General features: G+C 60.7%; 31 protein-coding genes. 5 read left to right on the forward strand and 26 right to left on the reverse strand.

The genetic code is table 11. The annotated features are described in order from the left end of the window. Window positions 1-94: 94 nt before the first annotated feature. The 6 genes from ACFVHU_RS08160 to infC all read right to left on the reverse strand — a co-directional run bounded on the left by ACFVHU_RS08160 (window position 95) and on the right by infC (window position 4,030). A complete protein-coding gene (locus tag ACFVHU_RS08160; protein WP_388023849.1) occupies window positions 95-736 on the reverse strand; it encodes an LppM family (lipo)protein in 642 nt (213 codons plus the stop codon). 72 nt (window positions 737-808) lie between these two features. Further along, on the reverse strand, window positions 809-1,249 hold the full coding sequence (locus ACFVHU_RS08165) for a (deoxy)nucleoside triphosphate pyrophosphohydrolase (protein ID WP_105658146.1): 441 nt from the start codon (window positions 1,247-1,249) through the stop codon (window positions 809-811). After that, window positions 1,239-2,153: a TrmH family RNA methyltransferase gene (locus tag ACFVHU_RS08170; RefSeq protein ID WP_388023852.1), complete on the reverse strand. Its 915-nt coding sequence runs from the start codon at window positions 2,151-2,153 to the stop codon at window positions 1,239-1,241. The genes ACFVHU_RS08165 and ACFVHU_RS08170 overlap by 11 nt, the downstream gene beginning before the upstream one ends. Before the next feature lie 111 nt (window positions 2,154-2,264). Then, window positions 2,265-2,915 carry a 50S ribosomal protein L20 gene (gene rplT / locus ACFVHU_RS08175; protein WP_105658148.1) on the reverse strand — a complete coding sequence of 217 codons (651 nt, stop codon included), beginning with the start codon at window positions 2,913-2,915 and terminating at the stop codon, window positions 2,265-2,267. A gap of 104 nt (window positions 2,916-3,019) precedes the next feature. After that, entirely contained in the window at window positions 3,020-3,214 is a 195-nt protein-coding gene (gene rpmI, locus ACFVHU_RS08180) for a 50S ribosomal protein L35 (protein ID WP_013348480.1), read from the reverse strand. 165 nt (window positions 3,215-3,379) lie between these two features. Beyond that, window positions 3,380-4,030: a translation initiation factor IF-3 gene (infC, locus tag ACFVHU_RS08185; protein WP_388023856.1), complete on the reverse strand. Its 651-nt coding sequence runs from the start codon at window positions 4,028-4,030 to the stop codon at window positions 3,380-3,382. A gap of 330 nt (window positions 4,031-4,360) precedes the next feature. Here infC and ACFVHU_RS08190 point away from each other — a divergent pair, with 330 nt between their 5' ends. Together ACFVHU_RS08190 and ACFVHU_RS08195 are read left to right on the forward strand one after the other, a co-directional pair. Next, window positions 4,361-4,726 carry a DUF1844 domain-containing protein gene (locus ACFVHU_RS08190; protein WP_013348478.1) on the forward strand — a complete coding sequence of 122 codons (366 nt, stop codon included), beginning with the start codon at window positions 4,361-4,363 and terminating at the stop codon, window positions 4,724-4,726. Between the two features lie 104 nt (window positions 4,727-4,830). Then, a complete protein-coding gene (locus ACFVHU_RS08195; RefSeq protein ID WP_388023859.1) occupies window positions 4,831-5,376 on the forward strand; it encodes a GNAT family N-acetyltransferase in 546 nt (181 codons plus the stop codon). Here the strand turns inward: ACFVHU_RS08195 and ACFVHU_RS08200 are convergent. From ACFVHU_RS08200 to ACFVHU_RS08235, 8 genes are all read right to left on the reverse strand, one after another. Next, window positions 5,373-6,710, reverse strand: a complete 1,338-nt coding sequence (locus ACFVHU_RS08200; RefSeq protein ID WP_388023862.1) for an MFS transporter — start codon at window positions 6,708-6,710, stop codon at window positions 5,373-5,375. The genes ACFVHU_RS08195 and ACFVHU_RS08200 overlap by 4 nt on opposite strands. A 41-nt stretch (window positions 6,711-6,751) precedes the next feature. After that, entirely contained in the window at window positions 6,752-7,633 is an 882-nt protein-coding gene (locus ACFVHU_RS08205; RefSeq protein WP_105658152.1) for an SseB family protein, read from the reverse strand. A 221-nt stretch (window positions 7,634-7,854) separates the two neighbouring features. Beyond that, entirely contained in the window at window positions 7,855-8,592 is a 738-nt protein-coding gene (gene priA, locus ACFVHU_RS08210) for a bifunctional 1-(5-phosphoribosyl)-5-((5-phosphoribosylamino)methylideneamino)imidazole-4-carboxamide isomerase/phosphoribosylanthranilate isomerase PriA (protein WP_105658153.1), read from the reverse strand. Between the two features lie 27 nt (window positions 8,593-8,619). Beyond that, window positions 8,620-8,769, reverse strand: a complete 150-nt coding sequence (locus ACFVHU_RS08215) for a hypothetical protein (protein WP_166650645.1) — start codon at window positions 8,767-8,769, stop codon at window positions 8,620-8,622. 2 nt (window positions 8,770-8,771) lie between these two features. Next, window positions 8,772-9,407 carry an imidazole glycerol phosphate synthase subunit HisH gene (gene hisH / locus ACFVHU_RS08220; RefSeq protein ID WP_105658154.1) on the reverse strand — a complete coding sequence of 212 codons (636 nt, stop codon included), beginning with the start codon at window positions 9,405-9,407 and terminating at the stop codon, window positions 8,772-8,774. Beyond that, window positions 9,408-10,028: an imidazoleglycerol-phosphate dehydratase HisB gene (hisB, locus tag ACFVHU_RS08225; protein ID WP_013348471.1), complete on the reverse strand. Its 621-nt coding sequence runs from the start codon at window positions 10,026-10,028 to the stop codon at window positions 9,408-9,410. A 22-nt stretch (window positions 10,029-10,050) separates the two neighbouring features. After that, window positions 10,051-11,157, reverse strand: a complete 1,107-nt coding sequence (locus ACFVHU_RS08230) for a histidinol-phosphate transaminase (protein ID WP_388023867.1) — start codon at window positions 11,155-11,157, stop codon at window positions 10,051-10,053. A gap of 81 nt (window positions 11,158-11,238) precedes the next feature. Next, window positions 11,239-11,592 (reverse strand): LysM peptidoglycan-binding domain-containing protein, encoded by a 354-nt coding sequence (locus ACFVHU_RS08235; protein ID WP_388023869.1) that lies wholly within the window; start codon window positions 11,590-11,592, stop codon window positions 11,239-11,241. Window positions 11,593-11,850: 258 nt separating this feature from the next. On the opposite strand from ACFVHU_RS08235, the gene lexA reads away from it, so the two are divergent. Further along, window positions 11,851-12,570, forward strand: coding sequence for a transcriptional repressor LexA (gene lexA / locus ACFVHU_RS08240; protein ID WP_388023871.1), 720 nt, complete (start codon window positions 11,851-11,853; stop codon window positions 12,568-12,570). Window positions 12,571-12,626: 56 nt separating this feature from the next. Here the strand turns inward: lexA and ACFVHU_RS08245 are convergent, their stop codons facing one another. The 3 genes from ACFVHU_RS08245 to hflX form a co-directional block, all read right to left on the reverse strand. Then, window positions 12,627-13,706 carry a glycoside hydrolase family 76 protein gene (locus ACFVHU_RS08245; RefSeq protein WP_388023874.1) on the reverse strand — a complete coding sequence of 360 codons (1,080 nt, stop codon included), beginning with the start codon at window positions 13,704-13,706 and terminating at the stop codon, window positions 12,627-12,629. A 105-nt stretch (window positions 13,707-13,811) separates the two neighbouring features. Next, complete coding sequence (locus ACFVHU_RS08250; protein ID WP_388023877.1) at window positions 13,812-15,809, reverse strand: ATP-dependent DNA helicase; 1,998 nt, start codon at window positions 15,807-15,809, stop codon at window positions 13,812-13,814. Continuing rightward, window positions 15,802-17,463, reverse strand: coding sequence for a GTPase HflX (gene hflX, locus ACFVHU_RS08255; protein ID WP_388023879.1), 1,662 nt, complete (start codon window positions 17,461-17,463; stop codon window positions 15,802-15,804). The genes ACFVHU_RS08250 and hflX overlap by 8 nt, the downstream gene beginning before the upstream one ends. Before the next feature lie 326 nt (window positions 17,464-17,789). On the opposite strand from hflX, the gene ACFVHU_RS08260 reads away from it, so the two are divergent. Continuing rightward, the gene (locus tag ACFVHU_RS08260; RefSeq protein ID WP_105658161.1) at window positions 17,790-18,395 is read left to right on the forward strand and encodes a class I SAM-dependent methyltransferase; all 606 of its coding nucleotides are present in this window, start codon (window positions 17,790-17,792) and stop codon (window positions 18,393-18,395) included. 69 nt (window positions 18,396-18,464) lie between these two features. Here the strand turns inward: ACFVHU_RS08260 and dapF are convergent, their stop codons facing one another. The 3 genes from dapF to miaB are packed head-to-tail and all read right to left on the reverse strand — an operon-like array spanning window position 18,465 to window position 21,869. After that, on the reverse strand, window positions 18,465-19,400 hold the full coding sequence (dapF, locus tag ACFVHU_RS08265; RefSeq protein WP_133832953.1) for a diaminopimelate epimerase: 936 nt from the start codon (window positions 19,398-19,400) through the stop codon (window positions 18,465-18,467). 32 nt (window positions 19,401-19,432) lie between these two features. Then, window positions 19,433-20,335, reverse strand: a complete 903-nt coding sequence (miaA, locus tag ACFVHU_RS08270) for a tRNA (adenosine(37)-N6)-dimethylallyltransferase MiaA (RefSeq protein ID WP_133832954.1) — start codon at window positions 20,333-20,335, stop codon at window positions 19,433-19,435. Between the two features lie 4 nt (window positions 20,336-20,339). Then, on the reverse strand, window positions 20,340-21,869 hold the full coding sequence (miaB, locus tag ACFVHU_RS08275; RefSeq protein ID WP_105658164.1) for a tRNA (N6-isopentenyl adenosine(37)-C2)-methylthiotransferase MiaB: 1,530 nt from the start codon (window positions 21,867-21,869) through the stop codon (window positions 20,340-20,342). A gap of 174 nt (window positions 21,870-22,043) precedes the next feature. Here miaB and ACFVHU_RS08280 point away from each other — a divergent pair, with 174 nt between their 5' ends. Next, window positions 22,044-22,352, forward strand: a complete 309-nt coding sequence (locus ACFVHU_RS08280) for a hypothetical protein (RefSeq protein ID WP_133832956.1) — start codon at window positions 22,044-22,046, stop codon at window positions 22,350-22,352. Here ACFVHU_RS08280 and ACFVHU_RS08285 read toward each other — a convergent pair. The 6 genes from ACFVHU_RS08285 to pgsA form a co-directional block, all read right to left on the reverse strand. Continuing rightward, a complete protein-coding gene (locus ACFVHU_RS08285) occupies window positions 22,346-23,101 on the reverse strand; it encodes a regulatory protein RecX (protein WP_181148895.1) in 756 nt (251 codons plus the stop codon). The two genes, ACFVHU_RS08280 and ACFVHU_RS08285, sit on opposite strands and share 7 nt — an antisense overlap. Before the next feature lie 131 nt (window positions 23,102-23,232). Beyond that, window positions 23,233-24,285 carry a recombinase RecA gene (gene recA / locus ACFVHU_RS08290; protein WP_105658167.1) on the reverse strand — a complete coding sequence of 351 codons (1,053 nt, stop codon included), beginning with the start codon at window positions 24,283-24,285 and terminating at the stop codon, window positions 23,233-23,235. Between the two features lie 241 nt (window positions 24,286-24,526). Next, window positions 24,527-24,751, reverse strand: coding sequence for a DUF3046 domain-containing protein (locus ACFVHU_RS08295; RefSeq protein ID WP_105658168.1), 225 nt, complete (start codon window positions 24,749-24,751; stop codon window positions 24,527-24,529). 111 nt (window positions 24,752-24,862) lie between these two features. After that, window positions 24,863-25,276 carry a helix-turn-helix domain-containing protein gene (locus ACFVHU_RS08300; RefSeq protein ID WP_105658240.1) on the reverse strand — a complete coding sequence of 138 codons (414 nt, stop codon included), beginning with the start codon at window positions 25,274-25,276 and terminating at the stop codon, window positions 24,863-24,865. A gap of 196 nt (window positions 25,277-25,472) precedes the next feature. Next, window positions 25,473-25,955, reverse strand: coding sequence for a CinA family protein (locus ACFVHU_RS08305; protein WP_105661877.1), 483 nt, complete (start codon window positions 25,953-25,955; stop codon window positions 25,473-25,475). 10 nt (window positions 25,956-25,965) lie between these two features. Beyond that, window positions 25,966-26,568, reverse strand: a complete 603-nt coding sequence (gene pgsA, locus ACFVHU_RS08310) for a CDP-diacylglycerol--glycerol-3-phosphate 3-phosphatidyltransferase (protein ID WP_388023887.1) — start codon at window positions 26,566-26,568, stop codon at window positions 25,966-25,968. Window positions 26,569-26,571 lie beyond the last annotated feature (3 nt).

The following is a 26,571-nucleotide window of genomic DNA, read 5'->3' on the forward strand; positions in this document are numbered from 1 at the left end:
TTGCTTCCATTCTATGGCTAAGGGCCCGTGATCGTTTCACCGATGACGGGCCCTTGGCGTGAAGCTTCTTACCTTGAAGCAGGATTGCTGCTCATTAATGCGATTCCTTGGCACCCTTTGGCGCGAAAGCGGCAACGAAGACGAAGGTCAAAACCAGCAGCGCCCCGCCGAATACTGCGGAGTAGAACATGGTGTGGTCGACCTTGGCGGTGGCTTGGTAGGCGGCGGCGCCCTTGATCATGTCGAAGGTGACGGTGTGGTGCTCAACGGTACCCGGGGTGTGCGAGGTGACTGCGCCGGGGAAGGTGACGTGCAGGTTCGCTTCGGTGAAGGAAGAATCCACGGTGGCTTTGTCGCCCGGCATCGAGAAGGAGTATTCCTTCCCGTCATCGCCCAGGTTGATCTCGAATCCGAAGACGCGGAATGCGTCAGCCAGCTGGACGTAGGTCATCGGGCTGGTGGTTTCAAAGCGCAGGCCGACGTTTTCGCCATCATCGATGTTGCTGTAGCTCCACTGGTCCCCCAGCTGCTGTTCCATCATTTCGATGTCGATCTGGCTCTCGAGGACTTCTTCAAAGCTGACGCCATTGAGCGTCGACTTGTGCAGGGTCAACTGCATGGCCCCGGCGACCTTGTCTTTGCCCAAGACGTCGACTTCTGCGTTCATGTTGACGCAACCAGAAAGGGCTAGGACGGCGGCGAAGGCCAGAGCGATAACGCTCATAAATCGCTTCACGAAAAGTGCTCCTCAAAATATCGGCTATAGGCACAGTGCCAGAAGTTGGCGCGGTAACAAGCTTACGGGTGTTTAGTGCTGCGCCCCGGCACGTGCCTGGGCCAGGCATGCCGCCACGATCGGCGCATCGGCCGGAATCCACGGGACGACGGCGGACAGCGAGTCATCGAGTTCCAGCCAGGCCAGCTGGTCATGCCCGTCCAGGGTCGCTGGCTCGCCCTCGGTGATCTGGGCGAACCACATGCGCATGGCGGCCTTCTCGTTCAGCTGCCACCCTTGGGGATGCGGGCCTGGGATGGGCGCGCCAAGACGCATCTGCACCCCGAGTTCCTCGCGCAGCTCGCGGTGCACGGCCTGGACTTCGCTCTCGCCGGGTTCGACTTTTCCACCGGGGAATTCCCAGAGCCCGGCAAGGGCTTGAGGGCGGTTGCGGCGCGCGGCCAGGAGCCTGGTGGGCCGGGCCAGGTCATCGACGATGGCCACGGCAACAATTTGCTTGAGTTCAGCTGCCATGGGAGTCCAGTGCGCTCCGATTCGCTGAGCGCTGGGCGCGGGCCGAAGCGTACAGGCAGACGGTGGATGCGGTACCCACGTTCAGGGATTCGGCAACACCGTAGAGCGGCACGGCCACGCGGTAGTCGGCGGCGTCCTTCTCGTGCTCCTCCAGCCCCTGGCCTTCATTGCCGAACAGCCACAGGGTTGGCGCTTCCAGCACCGGCTGTCCTTCTGGCGCTTCGGTGCCTGGCTGGCTTGCACGCAGCACGGCGGCATCCTGCAGGGTGTCCAGGTTGTGCGCCGCATAGCCGTCGGCGGCCAGGATCTGGCTTCCGGTGGTCTTCGCGGCGGCGACCAGGTGGTCGAATTCGATGTTGTTCAGCACCGGTACGTGGAACAGCGAGCCGGCGGTGGAGCGCACGGCCTTCGGGTTGTAGATATCCACGCTGCCCTTGGTCAGGATCACCGCATCGGCTCCGGCGGCATCGGCGGCACGCAGGATGGTGCCGGCATTGCCCGGGTCCTGGATGCGGCAGAGCACGGCGATCAGCTTCGGCTTGGTGTCCAGCACCTCGCTCAGCTGCGGCTGGGACATGGCGACGACGGCAAGGATGCCCTGCGGGGTCTGGGTGTCAGCCATGGCGTGCAGCACTTCGCCGGTGACGATGCGGGTTGGGACCTTGGCGCTATCGAGCAGCTGCACGAATTCTTCGTGGCTCTCGAGAAAGCCGCCGACAACATAGACGCCCTGGACCAGGTTATCGTCCTCCAGATGGGCCTTGAGTGCTTCTCGTACCGCCTGCGGGCCCTCGACGAGGTATTCGCCGGTGGCTTCGCGTCCCTTGCTCCTGGCCAGACGCGCGATGGCCTTGACTCGTTCGGCGCGTGGATTGGACATCACTTCTGGAGGAAAACTGCTCATGTCTCGAGAATACCGGTAGAAACACGCAAAGGGCGGGTCCGCGCTGTGCGCGGGACCCACCCTTCGGTGTGATCTGTCCTACCTGAGCCTCAGCTCAAAGGGAGAAGAGATTTACTTCATCTGCTGACGGGATTCGCCGCCAGCTGGTTCGAAGCCTGCAGCCTTGGCAGCTTCGATGGAGTTGAACCAGAACTCGGCTTCGGTCTGGTCGTACCAGGTCGAGCCTGGAACGTGGTACTTGTTCGAGCCAGCGTTGCCCTTGATGATGAAGCCCTCAGGTGCGTCTTCGCCTTCAACGGCCTTGACTACGCCTTCGCCCTCGACGGACTTGGCAGCAGCCTTTGGAGCCTTGGCAGCCTTGGGTGCAGCAACCTCAGCAGCGGCAGCCTTTGGGGCGTTGACGTCAGCTGGAAGTGCATCCTTGGCAAGCTTTACCAGGGTAGCGAAAGCGTTCGAGTCCGAAACAGCCAGCTCTGCGAGCATACGACGGTCAACCTCGATCTGAGCAGCCTTCAGGCCCTGGATCAGACGGTTGTAGGTCATGCCGTTGGCGCGGGATGCAGCGTTGATGCGCTGGATCCACAGGCGGCGGAAGTCGCCCTTGCGCTTACGGCGGTCGTTGAAGCTGTAAACGAACGAGTGGAGCAGCTGCTCCTTGGCCTTACGGTACAGGCGCGAACGCTGACCGCGGTAACCCTTTGCGCGTTCCAGAACGACGCGACGCTTCTTGTGGGCGTTTACTGCCCGCTTCACACGTGCCACGTGTGTACTCCTTCAAGTCAGTTCCCCAGTGCCCGCGATTTTGCGGGATGGGTGAAATCTATGGGTGGTGGGGTATTGCTTCCCCGTATTGCGAAAGGGAGAGCTTAGAGGCCCAGCATCCGCTTGATGGTCTTTACATCGGCCTTAGCGACGATCTGGTCAGAAGCCAGGCGACGGGTAACGCGCGAGGACTTGTGCTCCAGGTAGTGGCGACGGTTGGCCTGCTGGCGAGCGAGCTTACCGCTACCGGTGAGCTTGAAGCGCTTCTTGGCGCCACTGTGAGTCTTGAACTTCGGCATAGCTGCCGTTCTCCTTACGTGCTCCACCCGGTAAAGCACCGGGTGGGGATCATCCGAAGCGGGCCCCGATAAAGGTGACCGCTGTTGTTCTCTTGTAGTTGGACCTTCCCGGAAGAAGATCCTTCACCGTGAACGGTGACGGGCTCGAAAGCCCAACAGGCTTGGCTAGGCGTCGCCTTCAGCTGCCTGACGTGCCTGCTCCAACTTGGCGCGGGCTTCATCATCCATGGAAGCTGCGACATTCTGGCCCTCGGTCTCAGCCGGAGCGTCGGTGCGGATCTTGCGCTTGGCCGCGCTGCGGCCACCCGACTTCTGCTGCTGTTCGCGGCGAGCCTCTGCCTTGTTCTTCAGCGGACCAACAACCATGACCATGTTTCGGCCATCGATGCGCGGGCTGGATTCAATGATTCCAACTTCGGCGACGTCTGCTGCAAACTTTTCAAGCAAGCGAATGCCCATCTCTGGACGCTGCTGCTCACGACCACGGAACTGGATCATGGCCTTGACCTTGTCGCCGGCGCCCAGGAAGCGCAGTGCGTGGCCGACCTTGGTCTCGTAGTCGTGGGTGTCGATCTTCAGGCGGAAGCGGACTTCCTTCAAGACCGTGTTGGTCTGGTTCTTACGAGCTTCGCGAGCCTTGACAGCGGCTTCGTACTTGTACTTGCCGAAATCCATCAATTTGCACACTGGAGGCTTGGCGCTGGGTGCCACCTCGACCAAGTCCAGATCGGACTCGAGAGCAAGACGAAGCGCGTCCTCGATACGGACGATGCCTACCTGCTCGCCATTAGGGCCGACGAGACGTACCTCTGGCACGCGAATGCGCTCATTAATGCGTGGATCGCTGATGTGTCACTCCTGAAATTCGTAATCCATGACCGCAAACAAAGAAGGCCCCCGTCTGCGATTGCAGGCGAAGGCCAAAAAGAACGACAAAGCCGAACACGGGATTGCTCCTGCGTAAGCGCTTGGGGAATGCATTGCTGCAATCCTGCCGAAATACCCGGAAGCCTGGAAACGGCGACAGCGGGTGGGAGTTGGCCTCCACTTGCATGGCTCAATACTAGTACGAATCCCTCATCCAGTGCTAGCTGGAGAACTGCGAGAAGTACCGGCATCGAGTCGGTCTGTGACAAGCTTAGCAGTATGACTAACGAAGACACCAACTCGCACCAGCACGCTGTCGACCAGCAGGTGCGCGATATCGCAGAAGTTGCAGCCGTTGAAATCATCACCACGGCCGCCGTCCACCTGATGAGTGCAGCAGCAGTCAAGTGCGGACTTGCAGAGGGCGAAGATGCCAATGAGCTGAAGGATCTCGATGAGGCCCGCAAGCTGATCACCGCACTGGCAGGCCTAGTCACCGCCGGTGCGCCCGAGATCGGCTCGCAGCACGCAGCGCCTTTGCGTGACGGCCTGCGCAGCCTGCAGCTGGCCTTCCGCGAAGCTTCAATCATCCCGGATGCACCAGGCAAGGGCCCGGGCGAGAAGTTCACCGGACCGGTCAACTAGGTAATATTGGCTGAATTTTAAGAGATTAACATCATGGACTCGTTTCCCCAGGGAAACGGGTCCATTTGTTGTTTGGATCACCAAGCTAGGTTGGAATCATGCAGATGCTCGAACAACCAGTGATCGACGCCGGTGCTTTCCGGCTCCGCCCCTTCCAGCCCAGCGACATTCCTGCCGTGAGGCAGGCCTCCACGGACCCCTACATTACGCAAATCACCACGGTCCCGGCGCAAGGAACTGAAGCCGGCTATGCGGCATTCATCGCGCGCCAGCACCGCCGGGTGGCCGAGGGCAGCGGGTATTCGTTTGCCATAGCCGAAACGGCCACGGATCGTGCCGTTGGGCAAATCGGCTTGTGGCTGCGCAATGCCGACCACGGCAGGGCCAGCATCGGATACTGGATCGCACCGGAGCACCGCAGGCGCGGCATTGCCAAGCACGCGTTGGCAGCGCTCGGCGCCTGGGCATTGGAGCATCCGGGAATCGACCGGATCGAGCTCTACGTGGAGCCGTGGAACGAGGGGTCGTGGCGGGCCGCTGAAGCGTGCGGCTTCCAGCGTGAAGGCTTGCTGCGCAGCTGGGAACAGGTGGGCACCGCACGCAGGGACATGTACATGTACTCGCGGCTCAGGGCAGCTCCACCAGCCTAGGCGATCGTTTCCAGGCGACGGCGGCGGGCGCGGCGAACGCGGCGGCGGATCTGCTGCGCAATCAAGGCAATCACCACGACCACTGCAGCCATGGCGCCGATGCCAAGGAAGGCCGGGGCGGGTCCGAGGTTGTCGACGAATATGCCGGTGATCGGCGATCCCAACGCGGTGCCAGCGGTCATCGCGGAGCCATACCAGCCCATGGCTTCGCCGCGACGCTTTTCGGCCACCAAATCGGTGAGCCACTCAGAGGCCGCCGACAGCGTCGGCGCGCACAGGAAGCCGGGGAGTGCGGAGAACAGCGCCAATGACCAGGTATCCCACGCGAAGTACATGGGGATCGTCAGCACGGCCATGCTCAGCAGCAGCACCAGTGGAGAAATAACCCGCTTCATCGACCCGTAGATCAGGCCGCCGACCAGCGAAGCTCCGCACCAGAAGAAGAACACCAGACCCAGCTGGTGGCTCTGCGCCGACGCGTCCAATTCGGCCACGATGGCCACTTCTGTGCCGGTGAGCAGCATGCCTGCTCCGGCCGCGGCAATGAATACTGCCAGGACCGAAGCGCTGACCCAGTTGAAACGGTTCTTGAAGTTGCGGCCACGCTGCTTGATGCGGGCGCGGGCAGACTTCATGCCGGCTGCGATCAGCTCGCCCTCGACTTCGGGTACACCCATCGGCGCGGCCGCAATGAAGCTGGCCTCCGCCCCCAAGCGTTCCTCGTGCACGTTGGCCCGCGAGGCGATCGCCTTGGGATCATCGCTGCGCGTTGGCGGATTCAGGATCATCAGCGCCAACCCGGCAACCGTCGAGGTCACGCCGATGACGCTCAATCCAATGACGCTGCTGATCTGGGTGGCGACAATGCCGGCGCTTGCAGGTCCGACGATGAACACCAGTTCGGTGGCGGTGGCATCCAAGGCGAAGGCGGTACGGCGTTGTTCGCCGGTGGTCATGATGCCCAGCGCGGTACGCACCACTGAGAAGACCGGTAGCGCGAAGAGTCCGCCGATGAAGGCCAGCGGGTACACCCAGGCCAGTGGAACATGCGGCACCGTGCACCAGACGAGTGTTTCGACGATCACCGATGGGATCATCGCGCGGCGCAATCCCCAGACATCTACGCGGGCACCGCGCCACGGGGCGCCAATGGCGATGCCCAAGGTCATGACGGCCGTGACCAGACCGGCCGAAACCCAGGATTGGCCGAGGTTGTTCACCAGATGCAGGAGCAGCAGCATGCTCAATGCGGAGTGCGGAAGTCGGGCAATCATGCCAATCAGCAACAAAAGTGAGATCTGCGGTTGACGCAAAATCTGCCAATAGCTTTTCATGCCCGGAAAGTTCCTTGTCTGGTCGAAAGGAGCCCGCCGGTTTAGTTCGGCGCGCTGTGCAAACTGAGTTCGAGGGAATCCACTGCTTCAGCGAATTCGGTGTTTTGGGACAAACGTCCGTGGATTGCGCGAGTCGTCTCGCGAGCGTCGTTCTCGCTCGTTCCGGGAGCAAAAACAAACTGCAAGTTCAGTTCCGGTCCGGGACCTCCGCCAAGGACCACTTGCCCGTCCTTGCTGCGTGAGCCGACTCCCCTGCCCGGGGCAACCTTGACGGTCTGCAACTGGCCAAAGCCTTCGGTTGCATCCTGCACCAGGTTGGCGATCTGCTGGTTCTGATAACTCGGAATCCAGTCGATCTGCTTGGCCAGGTTCCAGACCCCCGGTCGTCGAAGCACGAAGGTGAATTCGCTTCCGGGATCGAGTACCAGCAGCTGGCATTCCTCGCTGACTGCCGAGAGGGCCGCCCGCGGGGCGTAAACCGCCACTGGTCGAGCTTCCTTGTGCCAAGCCTGCAATCGTTCGACGGTCGTGAAGATCGGCAGGGCCATGCGGCCATCTGGAGCCTTGATTTTCACCAGCGCCATATCGGCTTCCTTGTCGGATGCGAAGCCGTGTTCCGTCATGGCTTCTTCGCCGAGCTGGGCTACCACCGCAACGAAAACGCGTGCCTCGGACAAGGATTTATGCACCTCGCCCTCCCCTGCGCTGCCATCGCGCAAGGCCGCCAGTGCGGCAACGACGTTGGCGTCGGCCTTGCCGTCGTCCTTGTCGAAATTATGCAGGGGGTTGCCTTCACCGCTCAGGTCCCGGCCTTCCCAGTCCTGACCGGCAGAGTCGGTGCTAGAGCCTGCCTGCGCCAGTGCAGCGACAATATGTCCCGGCAGGTGGCGTTTGGGTGCAGATTCAGGTTGCTCGGTACTCATAGCTCCATGCTATCGGTGGTTTCGGGGTTGTTGGAGGGAAGTTTCAAAACTGCAGTCATGAGCTTGGACACCCCTATCCGATGATTTCAGATTTCTTTCCCAGCACCTGCGCGCAGTCGCGGGCCCGAGGAGGGAAAGACCGGGATCCGCTTTCACGAATAAAAAAAGACGATTCAAAAGCGCGAGCTTCTGAATCGTCTTTCCCTGCTGCAGCATGGGGCCTAGCGGCGACCTGCTACATCGAGCGCTTCTTGCAAGGTGAATTGGCCCGAGTACAGCGCCTTGCCCATGATGGCTCCTTCGATGCCTTCTGGAACCAGCTCGCGCAAGACCCGGAGGTCTTCGAGCGAGGAGATGCCGCCCGAGGCGACAATCGGCTTGCTGGTCTTGGCAGCGATTTCGCGCAATAATTCAACGTTCGGTCCGCGCAGGGTGCCGTCCTTGGTCACGTCGGTGACGACGTAACGGGCGCATCCGGCATCTTCGAGGCGGGCCAGAACATCCCACAGGTCGCCTCCGTCCTTGGTCCAGCCGTGGCCGGACAAGGTGGTTCCGCGCACGTCCATGCCCACGGCGATCTTGTCACCGTGGCGGGCAATGGCCTGCTTGGTCCATTCCGGGTTCTCCAGCGCGGCGGTTCCGAGGTTGACGCGGGTAGCACCGAATTCCAGGGCCCGGTCAAGTGAAGCGTCATCGCGGATACCGCCGGAGAGCTCGACCTTGATATCCAGTTCCTTGGCAATGCGCTGGACAATCTCAACATTGCTGCCACGGTCAAAGGCTGCGTCCAGGTCGACCAGGTGCAGCCATTCAGCGCCGGCATTCTGCCAGGAGAGCGCAGCTTCCAGCGGGTCGCCGTATCCGGTCTCGGAACCGGCTTCGCCCTGGACCAGGCGCACTGCCTGTCCGCCAGCGATATCTACTGCAGGCAAAAGTTCGAGGATTGGTTGCTCGCTCATGATGTCCTTAGTGAAGAAGTAATGTGATTAGTAGGTCAAGGACCAGGCTGCGATCAGGCTCAGGCCTGCAAGTACCCACAGCGCGATGATCCATGAGATATGGGCCTTCTGGCTCTTCAGCGAAATGGCTCCGCCAATCAGGAAGGCCCCGACAACGCCCAGAATAAGGGTCCACATGCCTAGAGCGTCCCCAACCAATTGCGAAGCAGTTGCGCTCCAGCGTCCCCGGACTTCTCCGGGTGGAACTGCACTGCCGATAGCGGGCCGTTCTCGACGGCGGCCACGAAGGGCGTTCCGTGCGTCGACCAGGTCACCTGTGGCGGGGTCATCGCTGGCTGCGTTACGTCGAATTCCCACTTCTGAACAGCATAGGAGTGCACGAAGTAGAATCGTTCACCCTCGATGCCGGCGAACAGCTTGGATCCCTCCGGCGGGCGTACCGTGTTCCAGCCCATGTGCGGGATGACATCTGACTGCAGGCGTTCAACCTTGCCCGGCCATTCGCCAATGCCTTCGGTTTTCACACCGTGTTCCACGCCTTCTTCAAAGAAGACCTGGTGTCCCACGCAGATACCCAAAACCGGCAGGCCCCCGGCAATGCGGCGACCGATCCAGCGCAGGGAACCGGTTTTGGCCAGCTGCTCCATGACCGAGGCGTAGGCGCCAACACCGGGGACTACCAGGCCGTCGGCGGCCACGATCTTCTTCGGATCTGCGGTCAGTTCCACTTCGGCGCCGGCGGCTTCCAAAGCGCGCACAGCGGAGCGGACGTTGCCGGAACCATAATCCAGGACAACTACTGTTTTCTTTTCCACTTACAGTGCACCCTTCGTGGATGGGATCTTGTCGCCCATGCGCTCATCGCGCTCTACCGCTTCGCGCAATGCGCGCGCGAAGGACTTGAACTGCGCTTCAACGATGTGGTGCGGGTCGCGACCCGAGAGCACCTCGATGTGAGCACAGATCTGTGCGTGGAAAGTGATGGCTTCGAAGACGTGACGGGTCATCGAACCGGTGAAGTGACCACCGATCAGGTGGTATTCCTGGCCCGCAGGCTCGCCGGAGTGCACGAGGTATGGCCGGCCCGACACATCGACTACCGAACGGGACAGAGCTTCGTCCAGTGGAGCGTAGGAGGTGCCGAAGCGGCGGATGCCGGCCTTGTTGCCCAGTGCCACGCGCAGTACTTCTCCAATGGTGATCGCGGTGTCCTCGACGGTGTGGTGAACGTCGATGTGGGTATCGCCGGTGGCACGCACGGTGAGATCGATGAGCGAATGCTTGGATAGCGCAGTCAGCATGTGGTCGTAGAACGGCACCGAGGTGCTGATCTCAGAGACACCGGTGCCATCGAGGTCCAGTTCAACGAATACTGACGATTCGCTGGTCACGCGTTCCATGCGGGCGCGACGTGCGCCAATCAATTCGGCAGACATGTCTTCCTTCGCTTGTCTTTGATTACTTCTGCGAGCCGAGCAGTTCGGCAAGTCGTTCCAAGAAGGCTGTGGTTTCCGATTCGGTTCCTGCCGTAACACGCAAGGTTCCCGGGATTCCATTGTCGCGGATGATGATGCCGGCTTCCAACAGGCCTTCCCAAATCTTGTGGGGGTCTTCGACGCCACCGAAGAAGACGAAGTTGGAGTCGGAGACCGATGGCTTGAGGCCAAGTTCCTTCAGGCGCGCGACGATGCGGTCCCGCTGGGACTTGATGTCCTCGACCTGGGCCAACAGCAACTCGATGTTCTTCAAGGCCGCGATGGCGGTTGCCTGGGTCACTGCCGACAGGTGGTACGGCAGTCGCACCAAGCGGATGGCATCGGTGACTTCTGGCGCAGCGGCCAGGTAGCCTACGCGCGCACCGGCCAGGCCGAAAGCCTTGGACATGGTGCGCGAGACAATCAGCCGCTGGCGGCCTTCGAGCAGGCTCAGCGCCGAGGTGGTGCTGGCCAAGGAGAACTCGGCGTACGCCTCATCCACGATCACCATGCCGTTATGCTCGCTCATGGCTTCATATACCGCGGTGATGACGTCCAGGCCAAGGGCCGTGCCGGTGGGGTTATTCGGAGAGCAGAGGAAAACGATGTTCGGCTTGTGCTCGCGAACCTGTGCGGCTGCGGAATCGGCGGACAACGTGAAATCTGCGGCGCGTTCACCGGCGATATATTTCGTGTCAGTACCACTGGCAAGCAGCGGGTACATGGAGTAGGTTGGGCCGAAGCTCATCACGGCACGGCCGGGGCCGCCAAAGGCTTGCAGGATTTGCTGCAGGATTTCATTGGAACCGTTAGCGGCCCAGATATTGTCCTTGGTGAGCGAGTGGCCGAGGTAATCGGCTAGGAGTTCGCGAAGCTCGGTGAACTCGCGGTCCGGATACCGGTTCAACGTTGCCGCCGCCTTGGCCACCTCTTGTGCAATGGCATCGACGACTGTCGGTGGCAACGGATGGGTGTTCTCGTTGACGTTCAGCTGGATGGGCACGTCAATTTGTGGTGCGCCATAAGGGGATAGCCCGCGGAGATTCTCACGCAAGGGCAGCTGCCTCAAAAGTTCACTGCGGTCATTCACGCATCAAGTCTACGTGCGCAGCGCGCCTGCCGGTGAATCCGCTACGGCCACAGGTAACAAACTCGAAGCAGGCTGGGGAAGCTAGCCGGCAAGGACCGGAATCGACAAGGTTTCGCCAACCTGGATTTCGCTGCCGGTCAGGGCATTGAGTTCGGCGATGTGGCCCACTGCCGAGGTGACTTCGTAACCGGTGGCGTAATCCCGGGCCAGGCTCCACAGCGTATCCCCTGGAATAACGGTGACATCAACGGTTCCGACTCCAACAGGAGTATCGGCTGCGGCATGCGCGTCAGAGGCAAACATGGAGATGAAGAAAGCTGCGGCGATGGTGAGTGCGAAAATGGGCATACCCACAAGCACGGCCCATCCGCGACGGTTGATGCGGATCTTCAGTGGTGCCTGGGTCTGATTTGAGTCAAGTGCGACGGTTGCCATGACTTTGTCTCCTCAAGAAATTCAAGTGATGCGAATTTGTATTCGAAAGCGCAGATTCGAAAACTTGTTCGAACCTCGTATATCTGTTCTAACAGAGGTTTGCGGAACTTGTCCAGAAGTTTTCGAACAAATCTTTGAAAGAAGCTCGCTTATCTACTAAGATTTCGAAGTAGACGAGCAATGAAAACATCTCACCATCTAGCGCCGACAGTTTGGGCTTACGAACTTTCGAATGATTGCTAGGGAAGGCAAAATCTCATGTCAGCTTCACAACGCACTCCCCGATCGAATGCACGTTCGCTGACGATTCGCCAAAAGAAGATCCTGGAGACGATCCAGCGGTCAATCGGCAAGAACGGTTATCCACCATCGATGCGTGAGATTGGTGACGCAGTGGGGCTCAAGAGCCTTTCGAGCGTCACCCACCAGCTGAGCCAGCTGGAAAAGCTCGGCTATATCCGTCGAGATCCACGCCGTCCGCGCGCAATGGAAATCCTGCTGCCTCTGCAGCTGGCCGAAGACGCCGAGAAGGCCGAAGTTTCGAAGCCGGTCGAGCCAGATGCCAGCGAAGACGCCAAGATCATTGAATTGAGCACTTCCGCTGACACCACCATGGTTCCCCTGGTTGGCCGTATCGCTGCCGGCGGTCCGATCCTTGCCGAACAGTCCGTCGAAGATGTTTTCTCGTTGCCTCGTCAGCTCGTAGGCCACGGCGAACTGTTCATGCTCAAGGTTTCCGGCGATTCAATGGTTGACGCTGCGATTTGCGATGGCGACTGGGTAGTTGTCCGCCGCCAGCAGACGGCGGACAACGGCGACATCGTAGCTGCCCTGCTCGATGAAGAAGCCACGGTAAAGACTTTCCGGCAGCGTGACGGGCATATCTGGCTGCTTCCGCAGAACTCGCGCTACGAACCAATTTTGGGTGATGCCGCAACGATCATGGGACGCGTCGTCTCGGTGATGCGCTCGCTCTAGAATACGTACGGTCATTGCGCTGGTGCTTGGCACCAGCGCAATTCTCGTTTAACCCGCTATTGGCCGGCGTTCAACTCGAATTGAGCGGCCGCCGAGAAGATCATCCAGCGTTGGATTGCCGCCGAAAGCCGGCGTGGTTCCTGGTCAGCCAGATGGCGCGCCGTTGCCATGACCAGCCTCCTGGCCTGCTCCCGGCTCCGGGCTTCCAAGCGGACATCATTACCGGCGAGGGCCAGATATCGGCAGAGTATCCCCGCGAACAGGTTGCCGTCTCCCCCGCTGTTGAACGAGAGGACCCCGGCAGCAGTTGACAGCGATTTCGTGGTGGCATCGATCAGTACTTTAGCGTGAGCCAGATCAGCAGGCTCGCCAAGCTCAAGCAATGCCCCGAGCACCAGGCCCTGGTTATAGGTGTAGACCGCTGGTTCCACGGCGTGTCCCTGCGTGGTCAACCGAAGTCCGTCCAGATACAGTCCTCGCTCCACGCTGAACAGATTCTTTTCCAGCCACTGGAGAAGCTCTCGCGCGGTCTCTTTCTCCCCGGTACGGGCAAAGAACAGTGCCGCCGGCGCGTTGGCTGGCGTGTTCTTGAAATCCCGCTTTCTGGACCAGTACAGGCCGCCGTCCAGCACCCCATCCATGCCGGCATGGAGCTGCCGTCCCAGCGTCCGAACTGCCGCCTCGGCAGGACGGCTCTTGTGCCCCGTCGCCAGCTGCGTGAACTTTGACAGGCGGCCGCTGGCCAGGGCAAGCCAAGCCATGTCGTCGAAGAAGTAGTTGGGCAAGATCCCGAAGTTTCGAATTCGAATGCCGCGCAATAGGCCGTTGGCCCGGGCAAGCGCTTCGCGCGCCCGGTGTTCGTTGCCTTCGTCCCAGTACGATCGGCCCTCATCGATGATGGCATCCAGATAGTGCGCCTGCCACCAATAGTTCCACTCCGCAAGCGGGTGCGCGAAACCATTGAGATTGCTGAGCATGCTTCCGTCGCGCAACCGATGCGCTCTGCTGTAGCTCTGTCCAATCCACGTTCCGGGCAACCCCATGAGGCGATGCCCGAACCGCTGGTGGGTGTCGATCGCGGCTTGGTGCGCCAAATCCTGCATGGACTCCATGGTGCCTTCCGATTCGAGCTTCATCAGTTCTTGTCACAGACCTTAGTGCATCTGGAAGCATCATGCTGGTACCGGTTAAAGAACTTGAGCTGTCCCGAAGGACAGCTCAAGTTCATATTCTGGTTGCGGCTATTTCCCGCCCGGGTTCAATCGCTTGAGAACACCAGTGATGACCTTCTTATCGACAGTCGGCCACATCGGAGGCAGGGTAGCTTTCAAGAAGCTGCCATACCGCGCCGTGGCCATGCGCGAATCAAGGATCGCCACAACGCCCTTATCCCCGACCGAACGAATCAAGCGCCCAGCACCCTGGGCCAGGCGAATCGCCGCATGGGTGGCGGCAACCTGCATGAAGCCATTTCCGCCATGCTTGGCCACGTCCTCGGAACGGGCCTTGGAGATAGGATCATCCGGGCGCGGGAAAGGAATCTTGTCGATGATGACCAGCCGGCAAGAATCGCCTGGCACGTCCACGCCCTGCCACAAGGTCATGGTTCCAAACAGGCAGGTGTCGCGTTCGCTGCTGAACTGTTCGACCAGCGACTTCATGCTGGCTTCACCCTGGCACAAGATTTCCACGTCCAGGCGCTCGCGCAAGATGCTTGCCGCTTCCTCGGCGGAACGCTTGGAAGTGAACAGCGCCAAGGCGCCGCCACCGGAGGCCTTGATGAGATCCTCGATCTCATCCAGCGTCTCCGCCGCCAGTTGGCGTCCTGGCTTGGGCAGGTGCTTGGCCACGTAGAGGATGCCCTGCTTGGGGTAATCGAAAGGGCTGCCAACATCTACGCCGGTCCATGATGGAGCGCCGGCGCCCATCAGGCCCAAGGAGCCTGCTACCGAGTCGAACTGCGAGCCAATGGCCAAGGTGGCGCTGGTCAATACGACCGTGCGCCCGTCGAAGAGGCCCTCGCGCAACTTGCCGGCCACCGACAACGGTGCCACGTTCAAGGTTGCAGGCTGGCTCTCATCGGCCTCGACGTAGCCCCGGCCTTCGACAAACTCCCGCGGACGGGTGGTGTACAGGACCTCGCGGCGTTCTTCGGATTCGAGCATGCGAATCGCATCATCCATCACTGCCTGCAGCTGGGAGCGGGCAGTCTGGCGGCCGCCATCGGCCGGTGCATTGGCTTCGGGCTTGGACAGCGCCAGAGCCAGCCGGGCCTGCTCCACGATGTCGTTCAGGGCAATGCCCATGTCTTCGCGCAGACCATGTTCCAGCAAGCCTGTCGGCAACCCGGTCAACGACTTTTCCAGGCGGTTTGCGGCCTTGACCATCTCATCCGCATTGATACCGCAATGGCGCTTGGCACCGCCAGCGGCGGTAAGCACCATGCGCGAGGAGAGCGCGCCCGAAACCGAGCTGGTCACGCGATCTTGCAGTTCGTGGGCCTCATCGATGATCGCGACTTCGAAGTCCGGGAGAACCGAAAGCCCCTCGAAGGCCGAAACCGCCAGCAACGCATGGTTCGTAATGACCACGTCGGACTCGGCGGCACGGGCACGCGCCATTTCCGAGAAGCATTCGTCCGCCATCGGGCACTTCTGCGAGCCGAGGCACTCCATGGCCGAAACCGAGACCTGCTTCCAAGCCTTGTCACTAACCCCGGGCACCAGTTCATCGCGGTCACCCGTGTCGGTCTCTTCGGCCCATTCACGCAGTTTCAATACTTCGCTAGCCAGCGGCGAGTAAGTGGTGCCGGCAGGTATTGCCGGCTCGTCCATGGAAAAAAGAGTGCCTTCGTCATCCGGGTATCCGCCGCCGAGCTTGTACTGGCACAGGTAGTTCGAGCGCCCCTTGAGCAGCGCGACATCCATCGGGCGCGAGAGCTTGCCCTTGAGCGAGTCGAGTAATCGCGGTACGTCACGGCCGACAATCTGCGATTGCAGCGCCAATGTCGCGGTGGAGACGATCACTGGCTTGGCGCTGGTTTGCGCGTGGGCCAGTGCCGGAATCAGGTAGCCCATGGACTTGCCCGTTCCGGTACCGGCCTGCACCAGCAAATGCTTTTCGTCTTCCAACGCGCTGACCACGTGCTTGACCATTTCCTGCTGGCCGGTGCGCATGGCGCCGCCCATGGAAGTGACCGCGGCCTCCAGGAGCCCCAGGGCCTGCTCTTGCTTATCCATGAAGGTTGAAGGTCTCCAACTCTGCAGCAAAGGAATCGCGCACCTTGACGATCAGCCGGGTGCCCTCCTCCAGGTGTTCGCTTTCCAGGATCTCGGATTCGCTCTGGTGCAGCTTGGCGATCAAATCCCCCCGGTTGTAGGGAATGAGTACCTCAAGCTGGACTCCGGGGCGTGGAATCGAGGAACTGATCTTTTCCAGCAGCTCCTGGATGCCTTCACCGGTATGCGCAGAGACAACCACAGTGTTGGATTCCTTGTTGCGGATGCGTTCGATAACGAACGGATCAGCCACATCAGCCTTATTCACCACGATGATCTCTGGGATGTTCAACGCGTCGACTTCGCCGAGCACGGTGCGCACGGCCTGGATCTGCCCTTCGGGATCCGGATGGGACCCGTCAACGACGTGCAGGATGAGATCCGAATCGGCGATTTCCTCCAAAGTGGAACGGAAGGCTTCCACCAGCTGGGTCGGAAGGTTGGAAACGAATCCCACGGTATCGGCCAGGGTGTAGGTCAGCCCGTCTTCGGTCGCCGATTGGCGAACGGTCGGGTCCAGGGTAGCGAACAGCGCGTTCTCCACCAGCACACCGGCGTTGGTCAGTCGGTTAAGCAGCGATGACTTGCCAGCGTTGGTGTAGCCGGCAATGGCTACGGCCGGAACCTCATTGCGCTTGCGGTTGGCACGCTTGGCTTCGCGCGCAGGCTTCATGGCCTTGATCTCGCGGCGCAGCTTCGCCATGCGGTCGCGAATGCGGCGGCGGTCCATTTCAATCTTGGTTTCACCCGGTCCACGCGAACCGATACCGCCACCGGCGGCACCAACGCGGCCACCGGCCTGGCGGGACATCGATTCTCCCCAACCGCGAAGGCGCGGCAGCAGGTATTCGAGCTGGGCCAGTTCAACCTGCGCCTTGCCCTCTCGCGACTGGGCATGCTGCGCAAAGATATCCAGGATCAGGCTGGTGCGGTCGATCACCTTGACCTTGACGATATCCTCCAAGGCGCGACGCTGCGAAGGAGCCAGCTCTGCATCGACAACCACGGTATCGGCGCCAGTGGAAGCAACAATTCCGCGCAGCTCTTCAGCCTTGCCCGAGCCGAGGAAAGTCGATGGGTCCGGCTTGCTGCGGCGCTGCACCAGCCCGTCCAGGACCTCCGAGCCGGCGGTCTCTGCCAAAGCGGCGAGCTCACGCAGGGAATTCTCGGCGTCGGTGACGGTCCCGTCGCTCCAGATGCCAGCCAGCACGACGCGTTCCAGGCGCAGCTGGCGGTACTCGACTTCGGTGACGTCTTCCAGTTCCGTGGACAGGCCTGCGACGCGGCGCAGCGCACGGCGGTCGTCCAAATCTTCCTGGTCCCCGTCGAAATGGGTGAGGCCGGAGGAAAAACGGTTCAGTGCAGAGGCTTGCCCGGCGAAGATGGAACTCTCTTCTTCGCCGAAGTGCTGGACCTGCGGGCTCTGCGCATCGTCGGCTGCGAGGATTCGATCGATGGCGGCCTGGATCTGGGCATCATCCATAGATGCCGAATCGTGCTCGTGTGACTCGGAGTTAGTCATGGTCTCCTTAGAAGTACTTCGCTTTCCAGAATAGTGCGGGTGGGCCCCACTTTGCGACGTGGCGCGTTCAGTTTCGGTTGGTTCATCAAACATTCGTGGTCCTTTGCAAGGAGTAAAGGTCTATGAGCAGACAGGTGAATGCATGGTTACCGGTGAGCAAAGGCGAATGCGGGGTTCCAAAAAGAAGAACTGCCAAGAAGGGGAAATGACTTTGCTGTCTGCTGATTCATGCAGGTGGGCGCGCAAGAAGTGCACGGCCAGCTCGTGGAATCGCGGGTAACCAAGAGGATTACGTATTAGACGAAAATGAAAGTCATAGGGAAAACTCTATCAGTGATATCGTGTCGTGCCTATATCGCTTTGCTCACGTTGGAGACCCTGTTCTTTGGGGTAACCGTACTGGGCGATAAACTTTGCCTATGACCTCGGATCACTACTTCACCGCCAGCCCGGCCTCGGCAGACGAACGTCGCACCATCGAAGTCGAGCTCAATGGCTCGCTGCGCAAAGTGCAGACGGCCTCCGGCATTTTCTCCCCTGCCGGGCTGGATAAGGGCACAGCGGTATTGCTGCAGTACGTGCCGGCCCCTCGCGGACGCATCCTGGATATCGGGTGCGGCTGGGGGCCCATCACCTTGGCCGCTGCCGAGCAGTCCCCGCAGTCCGAGGTCTACGGCGTCGACGTCAATGAGCGTTCCATCGATCTGGCCCGCTTGAACGCCACGGCGTTGGGCTTGTCCAACGTTGTTGTCGGCACTCCTGAATCCGTGGATCCGAACCTGGAATTCGACACCATCTGGTCCAACCCGCCCATTCGCATCGGCAAGGATGCCCTGCATGAGCTGCTGATGCTGTGGTTGCCGCGTTTGGCCCCGGGCGGCGAGGCCTGGATGGTGGTGCAGAAGAACCTTGGCAGTGACTCGTTGCAGAAGTGGCTGGTTGAGCAGCTTCCCTCGGAGTGGAAGATCACCCGCGAAGCGACCGCCAAGGCCTTCCGCGTGCTGAAGGTAGCGCGCCCGGCCTAGAGGACCGAAGGCAAACCGCAGATCCGCTAGCCGAGCCAATCTGCGGTTCTGCGAAGAACCGGATCAGTTCTACTGCGCACCGAGGATCCCGCGCGCCACCAGATCCGCGGGGCCGCTGAGGATCGTATCTTCTCCGCCGCTTGCATTGCCGCGGAATTCAACGCCGACCACGCCGCCTGGCACCGCAACAGCCCACTGGTTGATCAGCGCGGTGCTGCGCGCCCAGTAGCGTACGGCAGCTGCAGCCGCGCAGGCACCGGTACCGCAAGAGAGGGTCTCGCCTACCCCGCGTTCATGGACGCGCATCTGGACCTGGGCAACTCCGTCTTCTTCAATCAGCGGTTCGGATGGAACCACGAATTCCACGTTGGTGCCGTGGGCAGGAACGGGAGATACCTCTGGTGCCTGGAACAGGTCCAATTCTTCGAGCATTCGGGCATCGGGCAACGCCACAACGGTGTGCGGATTGCCCATGGTGATGCTCAAGGCCGGCAGGGCCTGTTCCCAGCCACGCGGCTTGACCATGGAGTCCACGGATTTTTCGGCCGCGTCCTGCTCGAAGATCAGGCCCCAAGGACCCAGGTTCACTGCGTAGCCATCGACCAGGCGGGTAATTTCCTTGACCCCTGCACGGCTGCCGATTTGGAAGCTTTGCCCCACCTGGAGGCTCACCAGCCCCTCGGCAATCAGGTAGTGCGCGAAGGCACGCACGCCATTGCCGCACATTTCGGCGATGGAACCGTCGTTGTTCCGGTAATCCATGAACCAGTAGGCCTTGGGGTTCTCCAGGAACTGCTCTTCGTATCCCGGAACCTTGGAGGTTGGCACGGCACGGATGAGCCCGTCGCCGCCAATGCCGAAGCGGCGATGGCATAGGGCCGCTACCTGTTCGGGGGTGATGTCGAGCTTTGCTTCAGGGTCTGCAACCAGTACGAAGTCGTTGCCGGTAGCGTGGCCCTTGGCAAAATGTTGTCCAGCCAGCTGTCCTAGTTCGGTGCGGTACATCAATGCTCCTAGAGTTTTCCTGCGTATGTTGGCTAGCCAATGATCTTCAGCGTTTTTTCCAGCAGTCCCGGTTCGATCGGGTTCAGCCAGTTGACCCGCTGGTCTGCATTGAACCAGGTGATCTGCCGTCGCGCGAACTTGCGCGTGGCGATGATCGTCTGGTCGATGGCTTCGGCTCGGGTGATCAGCGCATCCAAGTAGTCAATGTACTGCTGGTACCCGATGGCACGCGAAGCGGTCTTGCCTTCGCGTAATCCTTGTTCAAGAAGTCCTGCGACTTCTTCGGCTAATCCCATGGCATCCATCTTGTGCACGCGGGCCTCCAGGGCTTCGTGCAATGCATGCCGGTCATAGTTCAAACCGATCTGGATTGCCGGTGCGGCATACTCGCGTTGCGGCATGAAGGAGCTGAAGGCCCGCCCGGAAATCTCGTAGACTTCAAGGGCCCGGATCGCGCGGCGCAAATCCAGGTTGCGCCCAGCTGACACCGGGTCCACCTCGGCCAATCGGCGGCGCAGGGGTCCGTCGCCTTCGGCCTCGACCTCAGCCTCCAGCCGTTTCCTGACCCCGGGATCCGTCGGCGGGAAATCGATGACGTCAAGTGCTGCGCGTACATACAGTCCAGAGCCGCCGACCATCACCGGAATCTTGCCGCGGGCCTGGATTCGGGCGAAGTGGTCGCGGGCTTGGGCTTGGAAGGCCGCGACGGACGCTTCCTCGGTGATGGCCATGGTGTCGAGCAAATGATGCTCGATGCCGCCACGTTCATCCACCGGCAGCTTCGCGGTGCCGATATCCATGCCGCGGTAGAACTGCAGGGCATCTGAATTGACGATTTCCCCGCCCAGTTCCCGGGCCAGGGCAATAGCCAAATCTGACTTGCCGGTGCCGGTGGGGCCGACGATGGCGATGACCGGCAGGTTCGAATTGGTCATGTACTTAGCTACGCACTTTCAAGGTTGGCATGCCCAAGCTCGTGCGGCCGATGGAACCGTTCGCAGCTGGGGAAGGTACCCCGCAGCTTTCGGCTTGGGCACGGTCCCAGGCATCCCCGGCACGCGAACGGCGCAGGGAGTACTGGTCAGCGGTGGGATCGGAAATCAGGTGGAATGATGCCACTTCGGTAATAGGCAGGGTGACCAGATCGCCTGGGCGCGGGGCTTGGGCTCCGTCAGGCACAGAGAAGTGCACCAGGCGCTGGTCCTGCGAGCGTCCGGACAGGCGCCGGGTTTCCCCGGACTTGCGTCCGGACTGCTCGGTGGCCATCACTTCTACGGTACGGCCCAGCTGCTTCGCATTCTCTTCCTTGGCAATGCGGTCCTGGAGCGCGGTCAGTCGCTCGTAGCGTTCCTGGACCACGGCCTTGGGCAGCTGGTCTTCAAGTTCGGCTGCCGGTGTTCCCGGCCGCTTGGAATACTGGAAGGTGAATGCCGAGGAGAATCGCGACGCTTCAACCACGTCGAGGGTGGCTTGGAAGTCCTCTTCGGTTTCGCCCGGGAAGCCAACGATGATGTCGGTGGTGATTGCCGCATGCGGGATGCGTTCGCGAACCTTTTCCAGGATGCCCAGGAATTTCTTGGACCGGTAGGAGCGGCGCATTTCCTTGAGCACCCTGTCCGAGCCGGACTGCAGCGGCATATGCAGCTGCGGCATCACGTTCGGGGTCTCGGCCATGGCATCGATGACGTCATCGGTGAAGGCCGCTGGGTGCGGGCTGGTGAAGCGCACGCGTTCGAGTCCTTCTATTTCGCCGCAAGCGCGCAGCAACTTGCCGAAGGCCAAGCGGTCTCCGAATTCCACGCCGTAGGAATTCACGTTCTGGCCCAGCAGGGTCACTTCGATGGCCCCATCATCGACCAGGGCCTGGATTTCGGCGAGGATCTCGCCCGGGCGGCGATCGCGCTCCTTGCCGCGCAAGGATGGGACGATGCAGAAGGTGCAGGTATTGTTGCAACCCACGGAAATGGAGACCCAGCCTGCGTACACGGATTCGCGTCGAGTCGGCAAGGTGGATGGGAAGACATCCAGTGATTCCAGGATCTCCAGTTGCGCCTCCTGGTTGTGGCGCGAGCGGGCCAGCAGCGTAGGCAACGAACCGATATTGTGCGTGCCGAACACCACGTCTACCCATGGGGCTTTCTTGACGATGGTGTCCCGGTCCTTCTGGGCAAGGCACCCGCCGACGGCAATTTGCATATTGGGGCGTTCGGCCTTCAGGTTCTTCAGCAGGCCCAGATGCCCGTAGAGCTTGTTGTCTGCGTTTTCACGCACTGCGCAGGTATTGAAGACGACGACGTCGGCTGCTTCTTCGGCCAGCTCTTCGGATTTGCGGCTTAGGCCCGCATCTTCCAGGAGACCGGAGAGCCGCTCGGAATCGTGCACGTTCATTTGGCAGCCGAAGGTACGTACTTCATAGGTACGGGGTAGTTCTCCACTGCCGATGTTGCTCAAGGTATGTTGCTCAGTCACTCTTCAAGATTACCGAAGATTGGGTACTGCTGAAATACAGGTGACCTTGGGACGCGCTCCGGCGTGCTGTTCGCAGCGCGTGCCCGCTAATCGCCGGATTCACCGCTTCCCTCGGAAGGGTTAGGATTGAATTAGACTATCAACTAGCCAATTCGGCCTATGAGAGAGATTTCCGTGGAAAACCATTCACCCCGCCCACAACCGGAACCCGAGAAATCCCGCCCATTGCGCTTGTCACGCGGCATGAAGGTCTTCCATATCTGGATGGCCGGAATATCCGCACTTTTCCTTTTCGCCATCCCGATCGCCATCGGCCTCCTCCCGCCGATGGACCACGAGACCGATGACCTGCTGTTCAATATCGGTGTTGGCTCGGTGCTTGCCGGGATCGCCGCCTTGATCCTGTGGGCATACCAGGGCATTGACGATTGGCTTGGACGCCGCAGCAAAGCACCTGCCCAGGATCCGAAGCGCAATCAGTAGCGGCTACCGAAGCGCTCTTCCCATTCTTCGCGCGCGACCTTGAAGGCCAAGCCGCCGTTGTAGCCTTTACGCCCCAGCATCCCTACTAGTCGGCGTAATGCCCTATCCCGATCTGCGCCCATGGATTCCGGGCGCAGTTTCGCGCGAACCAGTTCACGGGCCCGCTGCTCCTCGGCCTCATCATCAATCTGCTCAAGCGCTTCAGCGGCCAGTTCATCGTCTACGCCCTTGGTGCGCAGCTCGCGCTTGATCGCCCCACGGGCCAAACCGCGCGAGCGCGCGCGGGCAACTACCCACGACTTCGCAAAGCGTTCATCATCAACGAGATTGATCTCGGCATACCGGTCGATGACTTCATCAGCGATATCCTCAGGGCATTGGTTGTCAAGAAGCTTGTCCTTGAGCTGTTTCGCGGTCTTGTCGCTGGCTGTGAGCTGGCGCAGCAAAATGCCACGCGCCTTTTCCCGCCACTGGTCATCGCTGAGCTCTTCGGGCTCCCCGGCTTCGCGCGCCGCTTTTCTCGCTTCGCGTGCTTCGCGGCGTTCCTGCTTCGAGGGTTTGGCCGGTGCGGGCGCGGCAACAATCTGTTCCATCGCCGCACGCAGCTCTTCAACACTGCCCGGTTTCCTGGATTCCTCCGGGAAGCTGGCAATGGTGCGGGAGGTGCTGCCCGCTGGCATGGCTGGGGTTGCGGCGCGCCGGGCGGCGCGTTCCCGCCTAGCTGATTCCTCAGCCGCTTGTGCTTCCACTTCTTCCGGGCTGGGTTTTGCCCAGTCCGGCATGTCCTCGGGATCCCCCTGGAACTCTTTGGAAACGGACGTAGCGTCCGACCCGGAATTCTTTCCGGGTCGGACGCTACGTCGCTGGAAGCCTGGGGCCACTACTTATCGCCCTCGACGACTCGCAGTTCGGTCTCGTCTTCTTCAACTTCTTCCTGTGGCAGAACGCCGAGCTTCTGCAAGATCTGGCGCTCGAGTTCGTCGGCCAGATCCGGGTTGTCGCGCAGGAAGCGGCGGGCGTTTTCCTTGCCCTGGCCCAGCTGGTCCCCGTCGTAGGTGAACCAGGCACCGGACTTCTTGACCAGGTTATGCTCGACACCCATATCGATGAGCGAACCTTCGCGGGAGATGCCGTGGCCGTACAGGATGTCGAATTCAGCCTGCTTGAAAGGAGGAGCCATCTTGTTCTTGACGACCTTGCAGCGGGTGCGGTTGCCGACCGCATTGGTGCCCTCTTTCAGGGTCTCAATGCGGCGGATGTCGATGCGGACCGAAGCGTAGAACTTCAGCGCCTTGCCGCCAGTGGTGGTTTCCGGGCTGCCGAAGAAGACGCCAATCTTTTCACGCAGCTGGTTGATGAAGATTGCGGTAGTCTTCGAGGCCGAGAGGCGGCCGGTGATCTTGCGCAGAGCCTGGGACATCAAGCGGGCCTGCAGGCCGACATGGCTGTCACCCATTTCGCCTTCGATTTCGGCACGTGGAACCAGCGCTGCCACGGAGTCGATGACGATGATATCCAGCGCGCCGGAGCCCACGAGCATATCCATGATTTCCAGAGCCTGCTCGCCGGTATCCGGCTGGGAGACCAGCAGTGCGTCGGTGTCGACGCCCAGCTTCTTGGCGTATTCCGGATCAAGCGCGTGCTCAGCATCGATGAAAGCCGCAACGCCGCCGGCCTTCTGCGCGCTGGCGACTGCATGCAGGGCAACCGTGGTTTTACCCGAGGACTCAGGGCCGTAGATTTCAACCACGCGGCCGCGTGGCAGGCCGCCAATGCCAAGGGCGACATCCAAGGCAACCGAACCGGTAGGAATTACTTCAATGGGTGCACGGGTTTCATCGCCCAGGCGCATGACCGAGCCCTTGCCGTAGGCCTTGTCGATTTGGCCCAGGACAGCCTCTAGCGCCTTTTCCCGATCATTTTTTGCTGCCATGGTTCACCTTTGCTCTTGCAAGCCTGCTACGTACTTGCTCATGAATTTTGTCCTGCAATAGACAGTATGCTTGCCCACCGACACTTTGGACTCCGATAGCCCTCAAGTGTGGACAGTCTCAGTGCTTAAGTTCTTGGTGCAGTTTCCTGCGTTGCTTCTAGGATAACCCTATCCGAACAGGTGTTCGAAATTCAACACGGCATGTTCGAAGATCCAGTGCCGGGACTTTCGAACGGAGTCGCTACGATTCCTTCGGCTCGATATCCACGCCAAGCCAGCGTTCGGCCGGAATGTCTTGCGCCTTGCACAGGGCTTCCCAAATCTGCTTGGGCTTGATGCCCTTGTCCAGCGCCTGCGCGGCGGTAAGGCTGCCAAGTTCGGTAAGGGCCATGGAATCGGCCAGCACGTGGGAGTACCGCGCGCCGAACTCGTTTTCCATGTTGCGCCAGAAATCGCTGATTTTCACCTAGTTATTCTCCCACGCATAGGCAAGGAGCCCACGCATTTCGCGCAGGCTCCTTGCACGGCTGCCGGCAGTCTCGATTACTGAGTGGCGGTAGCCCTAAAAAATTTGGTTCTAGACCGAGGCCAATGGCTTGTTGCCGCTCTTGGCCGCAAACTCGTTGGCCATATCCGTAGGGACGGTATCCGGGATAGCAATGCCCTCTGCCAGGGCAACGCGCTCGGATACTTCACGGAGCATCAGGGACAACGGGATTTCCAGCGCCACGCAGATCGAGGAGAGCAGCTCCGAAGAGGCTTCCTTCTGGCCACGCTCAACCTCGGACAGGTAGCCAAGGGAAACACGTGCGCTATGCGAAACCTCGCGAAGGGTACGTCCCTGGCGCTGACGGACGTCGCGCAGAACATCGCCGATTTCATGACGGAGTACTACCATTTTGTGCTCCTCCTTCTCGGGCTGGACCATATGGGCTTCTCCCATATCGCGCCAACGGACGACACCATTGACAGTTACGGGTTGCTTGACCATGAATTTAGCCTCTGCTCCTAGGTCCATCTCGAAGATCTAATCAAATACGGGGGCCATCCTTGCGGCCCTGCAATTCGTACAACGACAGGTCATACGATTTTGTTCCCGTACATTCACCCTAATCACTTAAATGCGACCTACGCCACATATGCCGTGATTTTTGCGTAACATCTCGGGAAGAAGAGTATTTCGCGTCTTACTGTGAAGAAGCTTTATCCAAGATGGCAGCGAACTGGTGAAGTGCCGCCAAGGTGCTCTGCTCGCGGATCTGTGCCCGGTCTCCCACGAAGTGGTGGACTTCGGATCCCGAGTCAGCGCCCATGGCCCACCCAATATACACGGTTCCCACCGCCTTGCCATCGTGCGGGTCCGGTCCAGCGACCCCGGTTGCAGAAATCGCCGCGTCTGCACCGCAGGCACGCTGCGCCCCTACGGCCATCTGCCGGGCAACCTCGGGATCCACCGATCCGTTGGAGGCAAGCAGCATCTCGTCGACGCCCAGCAGCGATGACTTCACCGCCGAGGAATAGCTGACAACTCCCCCGCGCAGCACCGCCGAGGCGCCGGGCACCTCGGCCAGGCGCGCGGCAATCATGCCAGCGGTCAGCGATTCGGCCGTAGCCAGCTGCACATCGCCTTCAATGGCCTTGGCGATCACCTCGGGTGCCTGGGGCTTCATGGTGCCGGCCCTACTTCTGCTTCTTGGCCGCGGCTGCCAGCTGGCCGGCCTTGACCAGGTATTCCAGTCCGGTGACCACGGTGACGGCCAGGGTCAGCAGCATCAGGTACCACGCCACGGTGCCCAGCCAGTCAACGGTGTGGGTGTAGGGCAGCAGGTACAGGCCGATCACGATGGCCTGCAACACGGTCTTGATCTTGCCGCCCATATTCGCGGCAATCACGCCGTAGCGGATGACCACCACGCGCAGCAAGGTGATGCCCCATTCGCGCGCCAGGATCACGATGGTGACCCACCAAGGCAGCTCGGCCAGGATCGAGAAGCAAACCAGCGCCGAACCGGTGAGCAGCTTGTCGGCGATCGGGTCCGCGATCTTGCCGAAGTTGGTGACCAGCCCGCGGCTGCGCGCCAGGTCCCCGTCGAGCTTGTCGGTGTACATGGCCACCACGAAAAGTCCCAGCGCGACCCAGCGCCACAGGCCTTGCTCGTGGTTATCGGCCATCAGGGACCAGACGAAGAAAGGCACCATGATGATGCGGATGGTAGTGAGCACGTTGGCGATATTCAGCGTCGGTACCGGTGGCTGGGCACTGCGGCCAGCTTGCTCGCTCATGGG

Source organism: Glutamicibacter sp. NPDC127525, from assembly GCF_042672105.1.
Taxonomy (GTDB): domain Bacteria; phylum Actinomycetota; class Actinomycetes; order Actinomycetales; family Micrococcaceae; genus Glutamicibacter.

Excerpts from the sequence above, each read along its gene's own strand:
- ACFVHU_RS08165 (WP_105658146.1), bottom strand. The coding sequence starts at position 1,249 with ATGGCAGCTGAACTCAAGCAAATTGTTGCCGTGGCCATCGTCGATGAC.
- priA (WP_105658153.1), bottom strand. The coding sequence starts at position 8,592 with ATGAGCGAGCAACCAATCCTCGAACTTTTGCCTGCAGTAGATATCGCT.
- pgsA (WP_388023887.1), bottom strand. The coding sequence starts at position 26,568 with ATGAGCGAGCAAGCTGGCCGCAGTGCCCAGCCACCGGTACCGACGCTG.
- ACFVHU_RS08260 (WP_105658161.1), top strand. The coding sequence starts at position 17,790 with ATGACCTCGGATCACTACTTCACCGCCAGCCCGGCCTCGGCAGACGAA.
- recA (WP_105658167.1), bottom strand. The coding sequence starts at position 24,285 with ATGGCAGCAAAAAATGATCGGGAAAAGGCGCTAGAGGCTGTCCTGGGC.
- ACFVHU_RS08245 (WP_388023874.1), bottom strand. The coding sequence starts at position 13,706 with ATGAAGCTCGAATCGGAAGGCACCATGGAGTCCATGCAGGATTTGGCG.
- ACFVHU_RS08250 (WP_388023877.1), bottom strand. The coding sequence starts at position 15,809 with ATGGATAAGCAAGAGCAGGCCCTGGGGCTCCTGGAGGCCGCGGTCACT.
- ACFVHU_RS08235 (WP_388023869.1), bottom strand. The coding sequence starts at position 11,592 with ATGGCAACCGTCGCACTTGACTCAAATCAGACCCAGGCACCACTGAAG.
- miaA (WP_133832954.1), bottom strand. The coding sequence starts at position 20,335 with ATGACCAATTCGAACCTGCCGGTCATCGCCATCGTCGGCCCCACCGGC.
- ACFVHU_RS08300 (WP_105658240.1), bottom strand. The coding sequence starts at position 25,276 with ATGGTCAAGCAACCCGTAACTGTCAATGGTGTCGTCCGTTGGCGCGAT.
- hisB (WP_013348471.1), bottom strand. The coding sequence starts at position 10,028 with ATGTCTGCCGAATTGATTGGCGCACGTCGCGCCCGCATGGAACGCGTG.
- ACFVHU_RS08215 (WP_166650645.1), bottom strand. The coding sequence starts at position 8,769 with ATGTGGACCCTTATTCTGGGCGTTGTCGGGGCCTTCCTGATTGGCGGA.
- ACFVHU_RS08170 (WP_388023852.1), bottom strand. The coding sequence starts at position 2,153 with ATGAGCAGTTTTCCTCCAGAAGTGATGTCCAATCCACGCGCCGAACGA.
- dapF (WP_133832953.1), bottom strand. The coding sequence starts at position 19,400 with ATGTACCGCACCGAACTAGGACAGCTGGCTGGACAACATTTTGCCAAG.
- rpmI (WP_013348480.1), bottom strand. The coding sequence starts at position 3,214 with ATGCCGAAGTTCAAGACTCACAGTGGCGCCAAGAAGCGCTTCAAGCTC.
- hflX (WP_388023879.1), bottom strand. The coding sequence starts at position 17,463 with ATGTTTGATGAACCAACCGAAACTGAACGCGCCACGTCGCAAAGTGGG.
- ACFVHU_RS08205 (WP_105658152.1), bottom strand. The coding sequence starts at position 7,633 with ATGAGTACCGAGCAACCTGAATCTGCACCCAAACGCCACCTGCCGGGA.
- ACFVHU_RS08305 (WP_105661877.1), bottom strand. The coding sequence starts at position 25,955 with ATGAAGCCCCAGGCACCCGAGGTGATCGCCAAGGCCATTGAAGGCGAT.
- ACFVHU_RS08195 (WP_388023859.1), top strand. The coding sequence starts at position 4,831 with ATGCTCGAACAACCAGTGATCGACGCCGGTGCTTTCCGGCTCCGCCCC.
- ACFVHU_RS08200 (WP_388023862.1), bottom strand. The coding sequence starts at position 6,710 with ATGAAAAGCTATTGGCAGATTTTGCGTCAACCGCAGATCTCACTTTTG.
- ACFVHU_RS08190 (WP_013348478.1), top strand. The coding sequence starts at position 4,361 with ATGACTAACGAAGACACCAACTCGCACCAGCACGCTGTCGACCAGCAG.
- lexA (WP_388023871.1), top strand. The coding sequence starts at position 11,851 with ATGTCAGCTTCACAACGCACTCCCCGATCGAATGCACGTTCGCTGACG.